The 17,666-nt window shown below is 70.8% G+C and carries 8 protein-coding genes and 1 pseudogene; 3 read left to right on the forward strand and 6 right to left on the reverse strand.

Going from position 1 to position 17,666, the window contains the following annotated elements; genetic code table 11:
• Positions 1–48 precede the first annotated feature (48 nt).
• From ACZ6D7_RS17785 to ACZ6D7_RS17795, 3 genes are all read right to left on the reverse strand, one after another.
• Positions 49–639 (reverse strand): hypothetical protein, encoded by a 591-nt coding sequence (locus ACZ6D7_RS17785; RefSeq protein WP_469491294.1) that lies wholly within the window; start codon positions 637–639, stop codon positions 49–51.
• Positions 636–7,160, reverse strand: coding sequence for an RHS repeat domain-containing protein (locus ACZ6D7_RS17790; RefSeq protein ID WP_469491295.1), 6,525 nt, complete (start codon positions 7,158–7,160; stop codon positions 636–638). Before ACZ6D7_RS17790 ends, ACZ6D7_RS17785 begins: the two co-directional genes overlap by 4 nt.
• 129 nt (positions 7,161–7,289) lie before the next feature.
• Positions 7,290–10,937, reverse strand: a complete 3,648-nt coding sequence (locus ACZ6D7_RS17795) for a laminin G domain-containing protein (RefSeq protein ID WP_469491296.1) — start codon at positions 10,935–10,937, stop codon at positions 7,290–7,292.
• 359 nt (positions 10,938–11,296) lie between these two features.
• Between ACZ6D7_RS17795 and ACZ6D7_RS17800 the strand changes: the two are divergent.
• Both ACZ6D7_RS17800 and ACZ6D7_RS17805 read left to right on the forward strand, forming a co-directional pair.
• Positions 11,297–11,470: pseudogene (locus ACZ6D7_RS17800) on the forward strand (hypothetical protein); the annotation flags it as partial.
• A gap of 246 nt (positions 11,471–11,716) precedes the next feature.
• Positions 11,717–12,340: an FG-GAP repeat domain-containing protein gene (locus tag ACZ6D7_RS17805; protein WP_469491556.1), complete on the forward strand. Its 624-nt coding sequence runs from the start codon at positions 11,717–11,719 to the stop codon at positions 12,338–12,340.
• 84 nt (positions 12,341–12,424) lie between these two features.
• On the opposite strand, the gene ACZ6D7_RS17810 is transcribed toward ACZ6D7_RS17805, so the two are convergent.
• The 3 genes from ACZ6D7_RS17810 to ACZ6D7_RS17820 all read right to left on the reverse strand — a co-directional run bounded on the left by ACZ6D7_RS17810 (position 12,425) and on the right by ACZ6D7_RS17820 (position 16,140).
• Complete coding sequence (locus ACZ6D7_RS17810) at positions 12,425–13,843, reverse strand: DEAD/DEAH box helicase (protein WP_469491298.1); 1,419 nt, start codon at positions 13,841–13,843, stop codon at positions 12,425–12,427.
• A gap of 174 nt (positions 13,844–14,017) precedes the next feature.
• Positions 14,018–14,929 carry a phosphatase domain-containing protein gene (locus tag ACZ6D7_RS17815; protein WP_469491300.1) on the reverse strand — a complete coding sequence of 304 codons (912 nt, stop codon included), beginning with the start codon at positions 14,927–14,929 and terminating at the stop codon, positions 14,018–14,020.
• A gap of 2 nt (positions 14,930–14,931) precedes the next feature.
• Positions 14,932–16,140, reverse strand: coding sequence for a T4 RnlA family RNA ligase (locus ACZ6D7_RS17820; protein ID WP_469491302.1), 1,209 nt, complete (start codon positions 16,138–16,140; stop codon positions 14,932–14,934).
• A gap of 376 nt (positions 16,141–16,516) precedes the next feature.
• Here ACZ6D7_RS17820 and mgrA point away from each other — a divergent pair, with 376 nt between their 5' ends.
• A complete protein-coding gene (mgrA, locus tag ACZ6D7_RS17825; RefSeq protein WP_469491303.1) occupies positions 16,517–17,563 on the forward strand; it encodes an L-glyceraldehyde 3-phosphate reductase in 1,047 nt (348 codons plus the stop codon).
• Positions 17,564–17,666 lie beyond the last annotated feature (103 nt).

Genomic DNA, 17,666 nt, shown 5'->3' on the forward strand with positions numbered 1-17,666 from the left:
GCCGGGGGGCGCGACTGAGCGGCACCCCCGGCCCCCGGACCCGTACCGCTACGGTGACGCGGGCGCGGTCGCGGTCGCTGCCGCGGTCGCTGTCGCGGTGTCCTTCGTCAGGTAGTACGTGTCCCGGACATCGGGGTCCGACGTCAGGAAGAAGAGCCGCAGTTCACCCTTCTCGCCCTTGCTGACGCCGATGTCCCAGACGGCGTTCTCCGGCGGCGGTTCGGTGCGGGAGGCCACGTCCGCCGGGTCGACGAGGCCCGACGGGCTGCTGGTGGCAGCCGGCTCCCCTTCCGTTCCCCGACCGGCCTGAGGGCTCGCCTCGACGTGGATCACCGAGCCGTCGCCCACCGTGTTCCCGCCGCGGTAGGCGCCGGGCCCCAGCAGTCGCCAGGTGCCCGAGCCCGTCATCCGCCAGGCGTCGTCGAAGGCGAACTCCTGGCCGTCCAACTTCACCGTGACCGCCCTGGATCCGGGCTCCAGGGTCAGGGAACTCCCCTCCCAGCCCCGCCAGGTGCCGTACAGATCCTTCGCGCCGACCTTCACGGGCGGCGGCGGAGGATCCGTCCGGCTGTCCACGCAGGACGACAGGGCGAGCGTCGCCGTACACACCGCCGCCAGGGCGGTCAACCGTCGCCTCACCGGCCGGGCTCCGGCATCAACAGGTTCTCCGACCAGCGGAAGGTCATCTTCAGGTCCTTCTGGCCACCGGGGAAGATCGCTCGGGCGGCATTGGACATGGCCGACGCGTTCGGGTCCTTCGCATTGCCTTCGTACCCTTCCTTCGACACCCCGCGCGTCAGGGACTCGACCGTCATCGACTGGGTGATCTGGAACTCCACCGTTCCGCGCCGGGTCAGCTTGTTGTAACCGGTCACCGTCGCCTTGAGGTTGAAGGAGCCCAGCGCCGCCCGGGTGGCCCCCTCCGCGGTGGCCGGGTCGTTGTCCCCGAGGAGTTGCATGATGGCGTCGGAGACCTCGCCGGCCATCATGCCCTTGAGCGGCAGATCGTTCATGGCCGCACCGTGCGCGGTCTTGTAGTCGAGGCCCTTGATGGTCTCCCCGATCTTCGTGCCCGTGCGGTGGGACAGGAACCTGCGCACGACGTCCATCCAGATGTGCCGCTTGACGTCCTGCGTCATCTTGTCCCGCTCGTCGAACTGATAGGCCGCCGGCGTCGCACCCATGAACCACATGGACACCAATTGGGTGGCGTTCGGGTTGAGGAAGACCTCGGGGGCGAGCGTCATGCCCAGCCGGTAGACGGCCGCCGCACGCCGGCCCAGCTCGTCCCTCCGGCTGTCCCCGGATCCGTTCCCGCCGCCGTTGCCGTTGCCGTTGCCGGTGGAGGTGGAGGAACCGGCCCCGGGCTCTCGCTCCGGATGGTACACGGAGTCCTCGTCGGGAACGCCGTTGCTGCAGCCGGTGACGACGCCGTTGTGGCACTCGGGGATGCCGAGGCCGGTCGGGTCCGCGACGGTCGCCGGGTTCTGCGTCGCGTAGCTGTAGCCGTTCAGGGTCTGTGCCGCCCCGTCCTGGAGAACGGGGTCGACGCTGATGAACTGGCCGATACCCGCGTCGTACTCCCGGGCCCCGACATGCGTCAGTCCGGTGGAGGTGTCCTTCGACTTGCCCAGGAACGCCTTGTCGTCGGGCCAGTCGGCCTCCTTGCCGCGCGACTCACCGAAGGGAGTGGTGTAGCGCCGGGTGACGGCCTGCGTGCTCGCGTCGAGGGCGACCGTGGACGTGCCGTGGTTGTCGCCGGCGAGCCAGGTCAGCTTGGCGGTGCCGCTCTCGTTGCTGCGCAGCGCGACCGTGCTGTCCCCCTGCTTGTAGTAGCGCTGCGCCCAGGAACGGGACGTGCCGCCACCGGTGTCGAGGTGGACTTCGCTGCCGCCGAGGTAGAGCACGCTCTCGCCCTGGGGGGCGCGGCGGACGAGGAGTTCGCCGGCGGCGTCGTAGACATAGTCCGTGGTGGCGGTCGAACCGCCCGCGGCCGTCGGCTCGGTGACCCGGGCGAGGTCGCCCTCGTCGTTCCAGAGCAGACTCTGGGAGTTCTTGTCGTCGGGACGCTTGGTGGTGTTGCCGGCGGTGTCGTAGCCGTACTGGGCGTCGACGCCGTCGCAGGTGGGTGTCGTGGTGGTGGCCATCACGGTGTGCGGCTGGGTGGTTCCCGCCCGGTAGCAGTACGTCGTGGTCGTGGTCCCTCCGGTGCCGTGCTCGGTCTCGGTCGTGCGCTGGCCGGAGTCGCCGTAGGTGTAGCTCGTCCAGTACGGGGCTGCGCCGCCGAGTCCCGCGGTGGTGCGCGTGGCGGCGCAGTCGCCGCCGGCCGGCGTCCAGACGTCGGTCAGGCGCTGGTAGCCGTCGTATCCGAAGCACTGGTGGTCGGCCGCGCCGGCGCCGCCGAGGGTGGTGGCGTCGGAGATCTTGGTGACGTTGCCGGCGGTGTCGTAGGCGTAGGACAGGTTGAGCGCGTCGTAGGCGTGGGTCTGGCCGCGCACCTCGGTGCGCAGCAGCCGTCCGGTGCCGTCCTCGTAGTCGTGGACGACGTCGACCTTCGCGACGCCGGTGGCCTCCGAGACGCCGAGGCGGCGCGTGGAGACCTGGGAGAGGTCGGTGTACGTGGTGCCGAGCACCACGCCCTGGCCCCCGGCGGTGAGGGTGGTGGCGAGCCCCCGGTCGCTGTAGCCGTACTCGATCGTCTCCGCCGCGAGACCGCCGGCGGCGGGCTCCTTCGTCCACTGCAGGGTGCCGTCGACGTTGTAGTAGCTGGAGAAGTCGAGCACGTTCGAGGCCAGGGCCTTCGAGGTGACCATGGCGTCGTCGGCCGGGAGGGTCAGCCGGGTGCCGGTGGCGTGGTAGAGGCTGTCGTACGCCGTCACGCTCTGGATGTACGCGGGTCCGGCCGCGCCACCCGTGTAGCGGGTGGAGGACGCCGGTTTGCCCTTGCCGCCGGTGACCGTGTCGTAGGCGAAGTGGGTCAGCTTGTTGGCGTCGGTCTTCTGGGCGGCGAGCACCGAGGCGGTGGTGAGGTCCGCACCGGCGGCGGACTTCCAGGTGTCGGTGACCCGGCCCAGCGCGTCGTAGGCGGAGATCACGGCCCGGCCGGTGGAGTCCTTGGCCCAGGACACCTGGTCGAGCGCCGTGTAGCCGGTGGTCGAGGTGCCCTTGTCGGGGTCGGCCAGCGAGATCTGGCGTCCGTACAGGTCGTAGCCGTACGTCCAGACGGCGCCGTCCGGCCCGGTGATGGTCTTCTTCTTGCCGTCGGGACGGTACGCGTACCGGGTGCCGGTGTGGGCCGCGCCGGCGGTGCCGCCGAACTCGGCGTCGGTGGGCGAGGTACCGGCGTACTGGCGCTGCTCCACCGTGCGGCCCAGGGCGTCGGTGAGGGTGCGGCTGGCGGAGCCGCCGGGGATGCCGGTGGTGGCGCTGGAGTCACCGGTGTAGGAGGTCGTGGTCTGCCACTTCTGCACACCGCCGACCAGGAAGGCGGTGCTGACGGGCCGGCCGGCCGCGTCGTAGCCGGTCTTCGTCAGGCTGGGCGTCTCGCCGTACTCGGCCTGGGTGTACGTCCCCGAGGGCGCGGCCGCGTCGAAGATGTCCTCGTAGTTCTCGTAGGCCAGGCCCCGGCTGTCGTAGCGGGTGTCGGTGAGGATGCGGCCGCTGGTCGCGCCCGGGGTCTGGGTCTGCACGACCCGCAGCATCGAGTCGTAGACGGTGTAGCTGGTGAGGTAGGTGTCCCCGTCCGCCTTCAGCGTGCCCATCGACGTCCACGAAGGGGCGCCGGCGGTGACGGAGTAGCGGAAGACGTACGTGGACTTCTGCCCGCCGGAGTGGCTGCGGTTGGGCAGCCATACGGCCGTGGTGCGGCCGAGGGCGTCGTACTCGGTCTCGGTGAGGTTGTTGTTGGCGTCGTAGGCCTTGATGGTCTGGCCGCGCGCCGGTTCGAAGAAGGCGTAGGACTTCTGCGTCTTGGAGTTGGTGGTCTGCGTGCGGGTCAGCGGGCCGGTGGTCGTCGGGGTGTAGACGACGGTGGTGGGGTTGCCGTCCGCGTCGGTGGTGGTCAGGGGGCGGCCCAGTACGTCGTAGGTGCTGCGGCCGGCGGTCTGCCAGGTCGTGGGGTTGCGCTCGCCGCCGGTCGCGGCGGCGGGGTAGCCCGCGGGGCGGCCCTTCCAGGTCGCCTCGCCCTTGGTGGGGGTCTGCGTCGCGCTCCACACCGTGGCGGTGGCGCTGTCGTAGACGGTGGCGGTGTCGGACAGGACGTCGCCCGAGGTGCCCGTGTTCGCCGGCAGGGACAGGCTGGTCTCCGCCACCGAGCAGGTGCGGGCCACGACTCGGGTCCGGGAGACCAGCGAGGTGATGCCCACGCTCGCGTTGCGGGCGTACCAGGTGCGGGTGCAGCTCTCGTCGCCCGACTTGGCGGTGTCACCCGCGTCGTCGACCTTGGACGCCATGCCGTGATCGTCGAAGGTGGTGGAGGTGCTGCGGGCCCGCCAGGTGCCGGACGCGGTCAGATAGGTGGAGGTGGTGGCCTTGGCCGTGCGGACGAAGTACGCCTCGGTGTCGGCGTACGACTTGTGCTGGGTGGCGGTGCGCTGCGACCACGGGTCGTTGACGGTCACCGTGACGGGTGTGGTGCCGTTGTAGGTGATCTGCTGGCGCAGGAAGCCGGCGAACTGGTCGCTGTCCTTCTGGGCGGGGACGCTCAGGCCGGACACGGCGACCCCGGAGACGCTCGCCGAGCGGCGGGTGTCCGGGTCGAGCTTGCCGTCGCCGCCGAGCAGCCGGTCGCCGTCCATGCCCTGCTGGTAGACCGAGGTCACCTTGGACAGGCCGGCGCCGGTGCCCTTGGTGGAGGTGACGGTGCCGTAGCCGCGCCAGATCGACCAGGTCCGCTCGTCGGCCGGGGTCAGCGGCGAGTCGTTGTAGTGCCAGGCCGGGTCGGCGTACGTGTAGCTGTCGACCACGTTGTCGTTGTGGCCGGCGGGGTCGCTGGTGACGACGGCGAGCACGCGGTACTTGTGGAACCAGTCGACCGACGTCTCCTCGGCGCCGTTGATGTGCCAGTACTGCGGGTAGCAGGACTTGGCGTTGTCGTCCTGGGCGGCGGGCATGTTGCTGCCGCGCACGCACTCCGGACCGGAGAACGTGACGTCGGTGATCGCGCCCGTCTCCGAGGTGACCGTGCGGATGCGGGGCCGGGAAAGCGGCAGGATGTCGTCGGTCGCGTCCACCCGGTTGGGCCGCATGTCGTAGGTGAAGGTGATCGGGGGCAGCGCGAGGTCGGTACCGGCCTTGCCGGTGCGCGTGACGCTCTTGAGCGTCAGCGTCTGGTCCGAGGTGTCGCCGATGTCCCCGCCGTCCAGGTACTGCTGGGTCAGCGCCCAGGAGTCGACGGGCGTGAAGGCGCTGGTGTCCGCCGACCACACGAAGGTGCTGACGCCGGTGAGCCGTTTGCGGGAGAAGAAGTTGGGGCTCGGCGCGTCGCAGTCGGCGCCGGAGGCGCAGATCGCGTCGAAGGGGACGTCGGGCCAGTTCTGCGAGGTGGAGTCCTTCAGCTCCGAGCAGTCCGCGGCGGTGCAGCGCTCGGCGTACGTGAACTCGATCTTGGCGGAGGTGACCCCGGAGAACAGGGCGTCGGCCCGCTGCCCGTAGAGGACCTTCGTGAGCTGGCCGCCGCGGACGTAGGAGGCGGTTCCGGTGCTCGCGCCGTTCTTGGCGTAGTAGTTGGACTCCTTCGTGTACCAGTACGACATGGCGTTGTCGTGCGGGTCCTCGACGTAGTCGAGGTTCCACCGCCAGGCCTGGGTGACCGCGCGGTCGGCGAAGGCACTGCCCTGGTCGTAGCCCGGTTCGCCCGAGTCGTCGCCGAAGACCGGGACGGTCCACACCGAGTTGGTGCGCTCGGTGCCGGCGCCCGTCAGCTTGTTCAGGCCGAACACGTAGCGGGTGCCGTCGCCCGTGGTGACGGTCCAGTGCTCGCCGTTGTTGTCGCCGTTGTCCGCGCCGGTCGACAGGGTGACCGTGGAGGCGTCGTCGTTCTCCAGCCGCCACGCGCCGGTGGTGTCGTCCTTGACCAGCTCGGTCGACTTGCCGTTCAGCACCAGGCTGGCGTTGTCGTACTTCCAGCACAGGTCGCTCTTGTCGGTCTGCCCGTCGTCGTCGCACGACCCGTAGGAGCGCTCGACGTAGGAGTTCACCGTCAGGTCGAAGCCCTCACCGGCCTGCGTGGACTGGTTGTTGGTCGACGCCGTCTTCCCGTCGACGACACCCGAGTTGTAGGCGAGGGAGAGCGGGGGAGTGGGGCCCTGTGCCGGGGGCACGCTCATCGGGTACGACCAGGTGAACGCGCCGGAGGACGCGCCGGCCTCCCAGGTCGCCGAGGGGGACAGCTGGCTCGCGCGGTAGCTGCCCGCGCCGGACGCGGAGTCGCCGGAGGCCGTCGCCGCCAGGGCCAGCACCGCCGGTGCCGAGGCCGGCAGGGCGACCGTGCCGGTCACCGACTGCCCGTCGATGTCGTTGTGGGACGCCACGGGGGTCGTCCGGCGGCACTCGGCCTTCTTCGGGGTGGTCAGGGCGCACTGCGGCAGGCTCACCAGGCCGAGCCGTCCCGCCCAGCCGCCGCCGTACGCGGAGGCGAACCGGCCGTAGTCCAGGGCGATGTCCGCCGTCCCGGCCTGTCCGGCGCGCACGGAGAGCACAACGCCCTTGATACCCAGGCGTGTTGCCGCGTCGTGCCCGAGCACCCGCACGGCGGCGGTGCCCGACGCGGCCGGCTTCGCCGAGTTCGGAGGGGATTTCGCAGCGGTGAGGGTGAGGGGCAACTCGCCCACGGTGACCGGGGCGTTCGCCGCCGGCGTGATGCTCAGGCTGCGGCCGGCCGCCTCGGGCCAGTCGGCCCGCTGCTCGGCGCGGGCCCGGCCGGCCTGGCCGGCGTTCTTCTCGCGGTACGCGGCGACGCGTTCGCGCGCCGCCTTGGCGCCGGGCGTGGTGACCGGCTCGGTCTTGTTGACGTCCCGTTGCCAGAGGGCCTCGAGAGGCTTCGGCCGCTCGGCCGCCTGGGCGACGGACAGCATGCCGCCGGTCACACTCAGGGCGAGCCCGAGCGCCAGCCCGGGGACGACGAGCCGGGCACGCCGGCGAGGTGTTCGTTTGCCGAACATGAGAGATGACTCCCGGTGGAGGTTGGGGAAGTGCCAGGAGAACGGGGGAGCGCGCGCCCGCCGGTCGGCAAGGGCGCGGAGGAGGGCGGCCGGCCCCCGGGTCACCGGGACCGGCCGCCGCTCGGGATGTCAGCCGATCATCGTCTCGAGCTGGTCGCTGTCGGCCGCCGCGCCGGACCAGATCCGGATGTCGCTGATCCTGGCGGGCAGATGGCGGCCCCAGGCCCCGCCGACGTACCCCTTGCCCGCGGCCAGTTCACCCTGGCCGATCTTCGCCGTGTACGGGGTCTCCACGTCGTTGCGCGAGGCGTCGAGGTAGAGCCGGATCGTGCCGTCCTGGGCGTCGTACACGCCGGTGAGGCGGACCTTGCCGGAGGTGACGGCGGCGCTGTCGGAGGTGACCGCGTCGAAGCTGCCGTCACTGTTCAGGCGGCCGAACTTCCAGAACCCGGCCGGGTCCTCGTGCAGGTTCCCCTCGTCGTCGAACCAGGTCTCGGTGCCGGTCCGCTGGTACCACAGGCCCCAGGCGGAGCCGTCGGCGGTGCGCTGGCCGAGGACCTGGCCGACGTAGCCGGTGGGCTTGGCGGCGAGGGCGGTCCGGTCGAGTTCCACCTCGGTGGTCACCGTGAAGGAGCCGCTGTCGTCGACGACCGGTCCCGACACGGTGGCCGCGTCGTCCGTGCCGTCCAGGACGATCGCCTCGCCGTCCAGCGAGGCGCCCCCGGACAGGGACAGCGAGCGGGCGTAGCCGGTCACGGTGTCGGTCAGCGTGGTGCCGCTCGCGCCCTGCGGGTCCCAGGCGGCCATGAGTTCCGTGGCGGTGGTGGTGCCGGTGGAGTCCAGCAGCCTGGCCTCCTTGGCCACCTCTCCCGCCGGCAGGGCCTCCTGGAACACGGCGGCCTCGTCGATACGGCCCTTCCAGTACTGCGTGTAGGTGCCGTACACATAGCTGGCCCGGCCGAACTGCAGGGCTCCGTCGGGAGTCTGCTTCTCGCCGCCGGACGGCACGGCCACCGGGGCGCCCTGGGCGCGGCCGTTGACGTACAGCTGGACGGTCCGGTCGTCGGCGTCATAGACGCCCGCGACGTGGGTCCACACCTTGAGGGGCACGCCCGCGGTGTCCGCGCCGCTGGCGACGAACTGGCGCTGTCCGGCGCTGTCGGTCCAGTTGAAGCGGAAGATCCACTTCTTGACGCCGCCGGAGTAGTAGAGGGAGAAGCCCGAACTGTCGCTGCCCGTCTGGGACATGACGGTCCGGTACTCGGTGTCGTCCGTCAGGAACGTCCACGCGGAAACGGTGTAGGAGGACTGGGTGTTGATCACCGGACCCGAGGTCGCGGCGTAGCCCGACTGCCGGGTGGTGTCGGAGGTGTCGTTCAGCCACAGCGAACGGTCCAGCGAGCCACGGCGACCCCAGCCGGACCACCCCGCGCCCGTCGTGTAGAGGGTCGCCGCGTGGCGCGTGCCCTCCGTGGTCGCGGAGTCGGACGCGACGGTCTCACCGGAGCCGACCGCGCTGTCGTTGAAGTGCCATCGGCCGGTGGCGCCCTTGCCCTCGGCGACGTTGAAGCGGATCGCCTTCGCCTCCCCGGACTGGCCCGTGCCGACGCTGTCCACGGCCCGCACGTTCAGCACCTGCACACCGGACAGAGCGGGTTTCACGGAACGCGTCACCGATGCCGTCCCCGACACCTTGGTCCACTTGGTGTCGGTGGCGAGCTTGTACTCGAAGGCCACGATGTTGGTGTCGGCCGTGTTCTTGGTGAAGACGAACTGCCCGGCCTGCCCCGGCCCGCCGGTCGCGGCACCGCAGCCGTCACCGTCGTCCGGGCACACCGCGTACAGCGCCCCTGTGGGGGCGGTGATCGTCGGCGCCTTGGGCCGGGTGGAGTCGACCTGGAAGTAGCACCAGCCCTTGGTGGTGACGGTGCTGTGGCTTTCGATGCTGCTCGCGCCGTCGTTGTAGTAGGAACGCGAGAACGCCGCCATCCGGTACAGGGTGTTCTGCTTCAGAGTGACGGGAGAGGCCACCGTGATCTTGACACCGTCGCCCACGAAGCCGCTGGACGGGCGGACCGGCTCCGTCTTCACCGTCCAGGTCCCGTCGGTCTGCTTCTCCTGCACGTAGAAGTGGGCGCGCAGGGTCGCCCCGCTCTGCCCGCCGGAGGCCGTCTGGACCACCGCGCTGTAGTTCGGGGTCGGGTCCGACAGCCACGCCGGGTCCGCCGCGTTCGTCTCGCAGGCCGACCCCACCACCGGGCTCGTGGGCACATCGGGCAGGCCCACGTAGCTCACCGACAGCACCGCGTCGTCGTCGAACCGCTTCCAGCCGTTCGGGTCGCCCTCGTCGCCGGCCTTCAGCATCACCGTCAGGCGGGCGAAGTCACCGGCCGCGAACTTCTTCACGGTGGACGTCAGGTTCTCGTACGACTGATTCGGGTCGTCGTTGAACTCGATCGGCTTGGCGGGCTGGCTCGGGTCGCAGTTGGTGCCCCGGCCCGCGGAAACCGTACGGTCGCCCAGCACATCCCAGTTGCTCGTCGGCCCCGGCCAGCGCGTCGCCGAGGAGATCTCCCCGGTCTTCACCAGCTGGACCACCGAGGCGGAGCACGACATCGACCAGCGCTCGGTCACCCGGAAGGTCGCGTCCAGGACGCGCTTGCCCTTGAGGCCGGACGGCGAGAACTCGAAGTACATCCGCTGCTTGTAGTTGGAGCCGCAGTAGTAGGCGTAGCCGCCGGTCACATACGTTCCGCACAGGCCGACGCCCTCGCCGGTGTCACCGCCGGTGAAGTTGTAGAAGGCGTCGCCGTCCGACGACAGCACGGTCCGCTCGGACTCGTTCATCGACACGTTCGGGTCGATGAACTGCGGGTACACCGTGTCCTCGCCGGCCAGCAGCTTCGCGTCCGGCACGACCGACACCGAGGCGGCACGGGCCTTCACCGGCAGCATGGACATCCGGTCGCTCGGCCGCGGGGCACGGGCCGGATCCGCGGCGCCGGAGCCGTCGTCCACCACCTGGGTACCCCGTGCGCCGTCCTGCCGCACCCCGGACACTCGGCGGTCGCCGGAGGAGTCCCAGTGCTGGGCGGCCGGTGCGTGGAAGAGGGCGACACCGTTGCCGTCGACCGCCTCCAGCGATCCCGCCGCACCCTGACGCACCGTCAGTCCCTGTCCTCGGACCGGGAAGTCGAGTGTGCGGAGGGCGGGCTGGGCGGCGGCCTCGGGCGTCTTGACGACGAGGACCTCGCGGTAGCCCTCGACCGTAGCCGTCATCAGCAGGTCCACGCCCGGCAGGACATCGACGTAGCGGGCCTGGTCGCCCTTCACCACGGGCTTCGGCAGCTCGCCCGGCCAGCCCACCGTCAGCGACTTGCCGTCCTCGGTGACCGAGACCAGGTCCGTGCCCGCACCGCCCGCGGAGAACGACACGCCCGCCACCGAGGCACGGGGCGCGATCCGTCCGTCGGCGCGGCGCCGCAGAGTGGCGTCCGGCGCGGCCCAGCCGCCGGCCTCGGTCTGCACCCGGACCGGAGCGATCGACTTCTCCAGCGTGAACGTCCTGCCGTCGGGATTGGCGAAAACCGTCTCGTGCTCGGTCCGTTCGCCCTTCACCTCGACGCGCTCCCCGGACGACACGGCCTGGCGTTGCGCCCGCGCCGACTCCGAGACCGGGGCCTCGCTCCTCGGCGTGCCGCCCGCGGACTCCGCGCTCGTCGGCGAGGCCACGGCGACGGCCGGCAGCGTGGCGAGAAGGACGACCGCGGTGACCACGGACACCCCTCTGCCGGCCAGAGCCGGTCTCTTAACACGCAATCGTCTCCACATGTCTGACAGTCCCCCATTGTTGGCGTGAACACGGCAGACATACGATCGCCACAATTGATCTAGAAAGCAGGGCGATCGCCGGACAATTACGGGGGAGTTCGCCTCGCGTTCACCTGAGAGCGGTCGAGGGAACCCGAGTTGTTGGCCGTCGGCCCGGGATCACGGCGTTCTTCGTGCACGGCGCGCACGGTCCGAAATCATTCTGACGGTCCGTGAAGTGACTGTAAGATCAGCCCACTTGTGGGGCAGGGGAGCGGCCAGGGGCAGGGGCGCCGGAGAGCGGTGCACATTCCGTCTCAGGTGCTCGGGGAGGGTCGCGCGGCGAATGGTGGCTGTCGGAGCCGGCGGCCTCCTGGAGGGTGGAGATCCGCCACAAGGCCACCGGCCGCGTGGTGGCCACGCGCGCCGGTGGACCGGCCGAGTACTCGATCGCGACGACATGGGACGGCCGTGACACGGCAGGCGGACTGCTTCCCCATGGCGCGTACACCTGGACGCCACGGCTGTGCCGGCGGACGGGCAGGGTGCCGCGTCGACCCAGTCCGGCGCGGTCCGGCTCACGGGCGGTGGGGCGGGACCACGTCGGCGGCTCGTCGCCGATCGACGGAGTCGGCGACCTGCTGACGTCGAACTTCTCCGGATCCCTCACCTTCCACCAGGGAGACGGGGCCGGGAAGTTCACCGGGAAGGTGACGGCGAGCGGCTGGCCGGCCTCGGTCACCGCCGTGCCGCTCGGCGACCTCAGCGGCGACCGCTGCAACGACGTCCTGATCCGGCTGAGCACCGGCGCCCTGCGGCTGTACGCGTCGGCCTGCGGGGCGGCGCTGAAGCCGTCGACGGCGTACACCACCCTCGCCACCAGCGGCTGGACCCAGTACGACATTCTGACCGCACCCGGTGACCTGACCCGGGACGGACGCCCGGACCTGATCACCCGCAACGCCGCCACGGGTGCCGTCCACCTCTACTCGGGCACCGGCACCGGGAGGTTCTCCGCCCGGGTGGAGCTCTTCGACAACGGGAAGGCCTACAAGAAGATCGTCGGCGCCGGTGACCTGAACGGCGACGGCAACGGTGACCTGCTCCTCCAGGACCAGGCCGACATCCTCTACCGCCTGAACGGCACGGGCAAGGGCACCTTCACCTCCCGGGTGAAGATCGCCGCCGACTGGCGCGGGTCGTACAACGCGGTCGTCGGCGTCGGGGACATCACCGCTGACGGCAACGCCGACCTGGTTGCCCGGGACACCGCGGGAAACCTCTACCGCCAGAACGGCACCGGCAAGGGCACCTTCGGCTCCCGCACGAAGATCGCAAGCGGCTGGGCGGGCTACAAGGGTCTCTTCTAGATCCCGAGGAGCACCGAGGCCCTCTCCCAGGGGTCCTTTCCCAGGGGTCCTCTCCCAGGTCCATGGACCACCGCCCGCCCGGCGTCAGCGGCCCTTGCGTACCCGGGCTGCCGCCCGGGCTTCCGCGGCCTTGCGGGCCTCGGCGGCTTTGCGGGACTCCTTGGCGGGGCGGCCCGGACGGGTGCCGAGGCCGCGGAAGGGGGCGTTGCCACCGGTGGACTTCGTCCCGGCCGGCGGGCGCTTCGCCCCGGTGATGGCGGTCAGCTTCTCCTCACCGGAGCGCACTTGCGTGACCGTGGGCCGGATCCCGGCGTCGGACATCATCCGGTTCACCTCGCGCCGCTGGTTGGGGGTGACCAAGGTGACCACGCTCCCGGACTCCCCGGCGCGCGCCGTGCGCCCGCCACGGTGCAGGTAGTCCTTGGCGTCGGCCGGAGGGTCGACATTGACGACGAGATCGAGCGCGTCGATGTGAATGCCCCGCGCGGCGACATTGGTGGCCACCAGCACGGTGATCTCACCCTCCTTGAACCGGGCGAGCGTGTGCGTGCGCTGCGGCTGCGACTTCCCGCTGTGCAGGGCGGCAGCCTGTACGCCGCTGGCCCGCAGGTGGCGGGTGAACTGGTCCACGCCGGCCTTGGTGTCCAGGAACATCAACACCCTGCCGTCCCGCGCGGCGATCTCGGTCGCGGTCGCGTACTTGTCGGCGGCGTGAATGTTCAGCACGTGGTGTTCCATCGTGGCGACCGAGCCCGCCAGCCGGTCGACCGACACGACGACCGGGTCGTGGAGGTAGCCCCGCACCAGCTGGTCGACGTTGCGGTCGAGCGTGGCCGAGAACAGGAGCCGCTGCCCGTCGGAATTGACCTGGTCCAGGATGTCCGAGACCTGCGGCAGGAACCCCAGGTCGCACATCTGGTCGGCCTCGTCCAGCACCGTGATCCGTACGTGGTTCAGGAGGCAGTCGCGGCGGGACACCAGGTCGGCCAGCCGCCCCGGCGTGGCGATGACGACATCGGCGCCGGCCCGCAACTCCGCCTGCTGACGGTTGATGGACAGGCCGCCGACCACCGTCGCCAGTCGCACACCCAGCGTCCGCGCGTACGGCGCCAGCGCGTCACCCACCTGCTGCGCGAGTTCCCGGGTCGGCACCAGGACCAGTGCGAGCGGCCGCTTCGACTCCGCTCGCCGGCCCGCCGTCCGCACGAGCAGCGCGAGACCGAACGCCAGCGTCTTGCCGGAGCCGGTCCGCGCGCGCCCGAGGACATCGCGGCCCGCCAGCGCATTGGGCAGGGTCGCCGCCTGGATCGGGAAAGGCTCGGTCACCCCCAGGCCGCTCATCGTCTCCACCACCCCGGGGGGCAGCCCGAGTGCGTCGAAGGAGGCGGCCGGCGGCAGGCCCGGGGACACCGTCCGCGGCGTCGAGAGATCGTCCTGCGGCGCCGTCGCCCGCTGGGGCTCACCGACACGGGGGAGTGCAGGCTCCGGCAGCTTCGCGTTCATGGGGAACCTTTCTGGTCGGGCGCCCGGAACGCGCCGGGGCCCGTACTCGTGGGTACGGGCCCCGGCGGTGTCGAAGCGTGCCCCCATTTTACCAGCGGGCTCCCGGATGCCCGCCGGTCGTCCGGACGGACCGGCAAGCGCCGGTCAGAAGCTCGCCGGCCCAAGGCTCGCCGTTCAGAAGTTGCCGTAGTTGACCTGCCAGGTCGGCAGGCCCATACGGCGCCACACGGCGACGACGCGGTCGCGGTCGTCGAGGGAGACCCGTACCGCGAAGCGGTGGCGCACATGGCGGTCGAACAGCTCGGCCTTCACCACGTCGTCGCGGCGGCCGTCACCGGCGGCGCGCATCCACAGCTCGTCGTACGGGACCTCGTGCGCGCGCAGCCACGCCTCCGTCCGGCCGCGGTGCTCCTCACCACGGCCGGAGAGCAGGACGATGACATCGCCGTCGGCGCTCCGGAAGGAACGCAGCGCCCCGCGCACCGACACGTTGAGGAGATCCTCCTCACAGCGAGTGAAGTCGAAGGCACCCCGGTCGCCACGGAGAGCGAGCGTGCCGTCGATGTCGCACATGACCGCCGAGGGAAGCGCAGGGTCGGCGGTGTACGGCTCGACGGGGGGCGCGTCGTTGAACCACTCCGCGGTGAGCCGCCAGCCGCCACTCCTGGCCTTCGCGTGCTTGTCGGCGAGGATCCGGATGATCTCCTCGCCGACCGCTCTGTCCCGCTGGGCGTCGCGTCGTATGCACTCCTCCAGCGGTACCTCGGTGAAGTCGTGCACGACGAAGGTGGCCTGTCCCGCCACCGCGGCCTTCAGTCGCTTCGGTATGTGCGGTGTCATGTGCGTGTTGTCCACGACGACGTCGAAACCGTCGTCGACGGCCGCCCGCACCGCCGCATCCTGGATCGCCAGCACGGTCTGCTCATGTGCGTACCCCCGGGGCTCGGGCGCCGGAATGTCGAGCATCGCCCGCAGATCGTCGAGGTTGACCCGGCGCATCCGGCCCTCGGACTCCGCCTGCAGCTTGCGCGCGGCGGTCGTCTTTCCCGAGGCCGGAAGCCCCGTCATGACGTGTACGACAGGCACGGTCAATTCTCCTCGTCGGTCTTGAACGGGTCGGCTGCTTCCGGCCGGGCGGAACGATAGGTCACCAGCTCGGTCGGTCGCCCGTCCAGGCGCAGGAACATGGCGGGGCGCAGGGCCGCGTCGGGCAGCGCCCTCGTGGCGCGGGCGAAGGCGCCCCGGTCGCCGACGAGCGGGGCCAGGGACCGAAAAGCCTCGTCGATCGCACGCTCGCGGTCGCCCACCTGCTTCTCGATCCCCGCGATGATGCCGCGCACCCAGGCGTCGAACTCGTCGGGCACCTGCTCCAGCAGCGCGTCCAGGGGCTTGCCCCCGGACGCCTCGATGTCCTCGGCCGAGCAGCCGAGCGCCTGGGCCACCTGCTTGGCGGGCAGACCCGCGAACCGCTGGATGCCGTGACCGCGCCAGATGTCCCGTTCGGTCACGCCGGTGAGCACCTTGTGGAGCCGGACGTACTCGGTGAGCTTGGCCTTGGCCCGTACACCCGAGGCGAAGCGCAGCACGAAACCCTCGGCCTCGATGCCCGTGGCCGCCCGGCCGCCGGGCAGCCGGTTGGCCTCGGCCATGGCCAGCAGCTCGGCGAGCGGCATGGAGGGCCACACGGTGACGACCGATCCGATGCCACCCCAGTGGAGCGCGGCCTCGGCCAGGGCGACCTCCGTGCCGTCCTTGGCGAACGCGGCCAGCAGTACCAGATCACGACGCTCGCCGTAGTCGACGACGATGCGGTTCTGCGGGTACAGGATCTCGGCGAGGTACGTCACCCCGGGAACGAGGCCGGACGTGTCCTTCCCGTCGAGCAGTCGCTGCGCCCAGGTGGCCTGGGTGCTGATGAACGAACCCTTGGACGCGACGCGCCACCGGCCGGCGTAGTGGAAGACCACGGCCAGGCTGCCGTCGACCTTGTCGTACACCTCGAACGGCTCGTCCGGGAGGCCGGGCGCGTAGGGCTGACCGGCCTCGTGCTCACCGACGTTGAAGAACTTCGGCAGCGGAAGCGCGACGATCTCACCGGTGTTGTCGTCGGCCACCAGGCCGCGGCAGCGGATGGTCACCCGGTTCCACACCCGCTCGTACTGGCATGTCCTCGTGTACGTGTATATGGACAGCGGCAGTTCCGGGTGCGACTTGCGCGTGACATGCCCCGCGTCGAGAGCCGCCGCCAGTTCCTGCGGCGGCAGCAGCTCATGAAGAGTCAGGTGGGCCTGGCTCATGTGTTCCTCCCCTTGCTGGACCCTGATTGTCACGTGGGGGGAGGGCCGCTGAACACCGATTTTGCTCCCCCTGCGGAGAGTGAGAGACGCAGGTCACACCGCACGTCGGCGGGGCGGACCGCACCGGCGGGTTCGCAGAGAGGGCTTGGCCACCGAAGACAGCGGTGCCGTCCGCCCATGGACGGTCGGCCCGCAGACAACCGCGCGATGAAAGCTCCCTCGAGGCGAGTGCGACGACGGCCACGATCGCCAGGGCGATCGGCGGGACCAGCCGATGGGACGCCACTCACTCGCATGACCGGATCCTGTTGGACTGTGCGCCCTGGCGGCACCACTGTTGTCGCAACGATCACCTTCACTCCAGCGGAGAATCCTCATGAACCACGTCGCCGCCCCCGGCCGCTACGACGGCGCCATGCTGTACCGGCGCACGGGACGTTCCGGGCTCGAGCTGCCCGTGCTGTCCCTGGGGTACTGGCACAACTTCGGTGACGACAGGCCCTTCGAAGCCCAGCGGGAGATCGCCCTGCGCGCCTTCGACCTCGGCATCACCCACCACGACCTGGCCAACAACTACGGGCCGCCCTACGGCTCCGCCGAGATCAACTTCGGTCGGCTCGTGCGCCAGGACCTGGCCTCCTACCGGGACGAGCTGGTCGTCTCCACCAAGGCCGGATGGGACATGTGGCCCGGCCCCTACGGCCAGGGCGGCGGCTCGCGCAAGTACCTGCTCGCCTCCCTCGACCAGTCGCTGAAGCGGATGGGCCTCGACTACGTCGACATCTTCTACTCCCACCGCCTGGACGCCTCCACCCCGCTGGAGGAGACCATGACGGCCCTGGACACCGCCGTGCGCCAGGGCAAGGCCCTGTATGTGGGCATCTCCTCGTACGACGCCGAGCGCACCCGCCAGGCCGCGGCCATCCTGCGGGATCTCGGTACGCCTCTGCTCATCCACCAGCCGTCCTACAACATGCTCAACCGGTGGATCGAGTCCGAGGGCCTGCTGGACGCCGCGGCGGAGGAGGGCTTCGGGGTGATCGGGTTCACCGCTCTCGCCCAGGGCCTGCTCACCGGCCGCTACCTCGACGGCGTGCCGAAGGACTCGCGGGCCGCCCAGGACAAGTCCTTCGACACGGGCTGGCTCAACGACGAAACCTTGAGGCGGCTGCGGGCCCTGAACGGCATCGCGGAGCGCCGCGGCCAGACCCTGGCCCAGATGGCTCTCGCCTGGGCTTTGCGCGACGAGCGGGTCACCTCTTTGGTGATCGGTGCCTCCCGCGCCGAACAGCTGGAGCAGAACGTGGCGGCCCTGACCAACCTGGCCTTCACCAGCGACGAACTCGCCGAGATCGACGAGCACGCCGCCGTCGACGGCGACGTCGACCTGTGGCGGCAGGCCCGCATCGGAAGCCTGGGCTGACCGCTCGCCACCGATCGCCACCGCGAGCCGGTGACTGCCCGACACCGTCGGGGAGTTGGGCTCGTCCGACGGATCGTCCGCGTCGCCGGGTCCCGGCCCACCT

The organism is Streptomyces sp. NPDC041784 (assembly GCF_055591025.1).

Bases quoted from the DNA above. Each gene is read 5' to 3' on its own strand.
- ACZ6D7_RS17820 (WP_469491302.1), bottom strand. From the start codon at position 16,140: ATGAGCCAGGCCCACCTGACTCTTCATGAGCTGCTGCCGCCGCAGGAA.
- mgrA (WP_469491303.1), top strand. From the start codon at position 16,517: ATGAACCACGTCGCCGCCCCCGGCCGCTACGACGGCGCCATGCTGTAC.
- ACZ6D7_RS17810 (WP_469491298.1), bottom strand. From the start codon at position 13,843: ATGAACGCGAAGCTGCCGGAGCCTGCACTCCCCCGTGTCGGTGAGCCC.
- ACZ6D7_RS17790 (WP_469491295.1), bottom strand. From the start codon at position 7,160: ATGTTCGGCAAACGAACACCTCGCCGGCGTGCCCGGCTCGTCGTCCCC.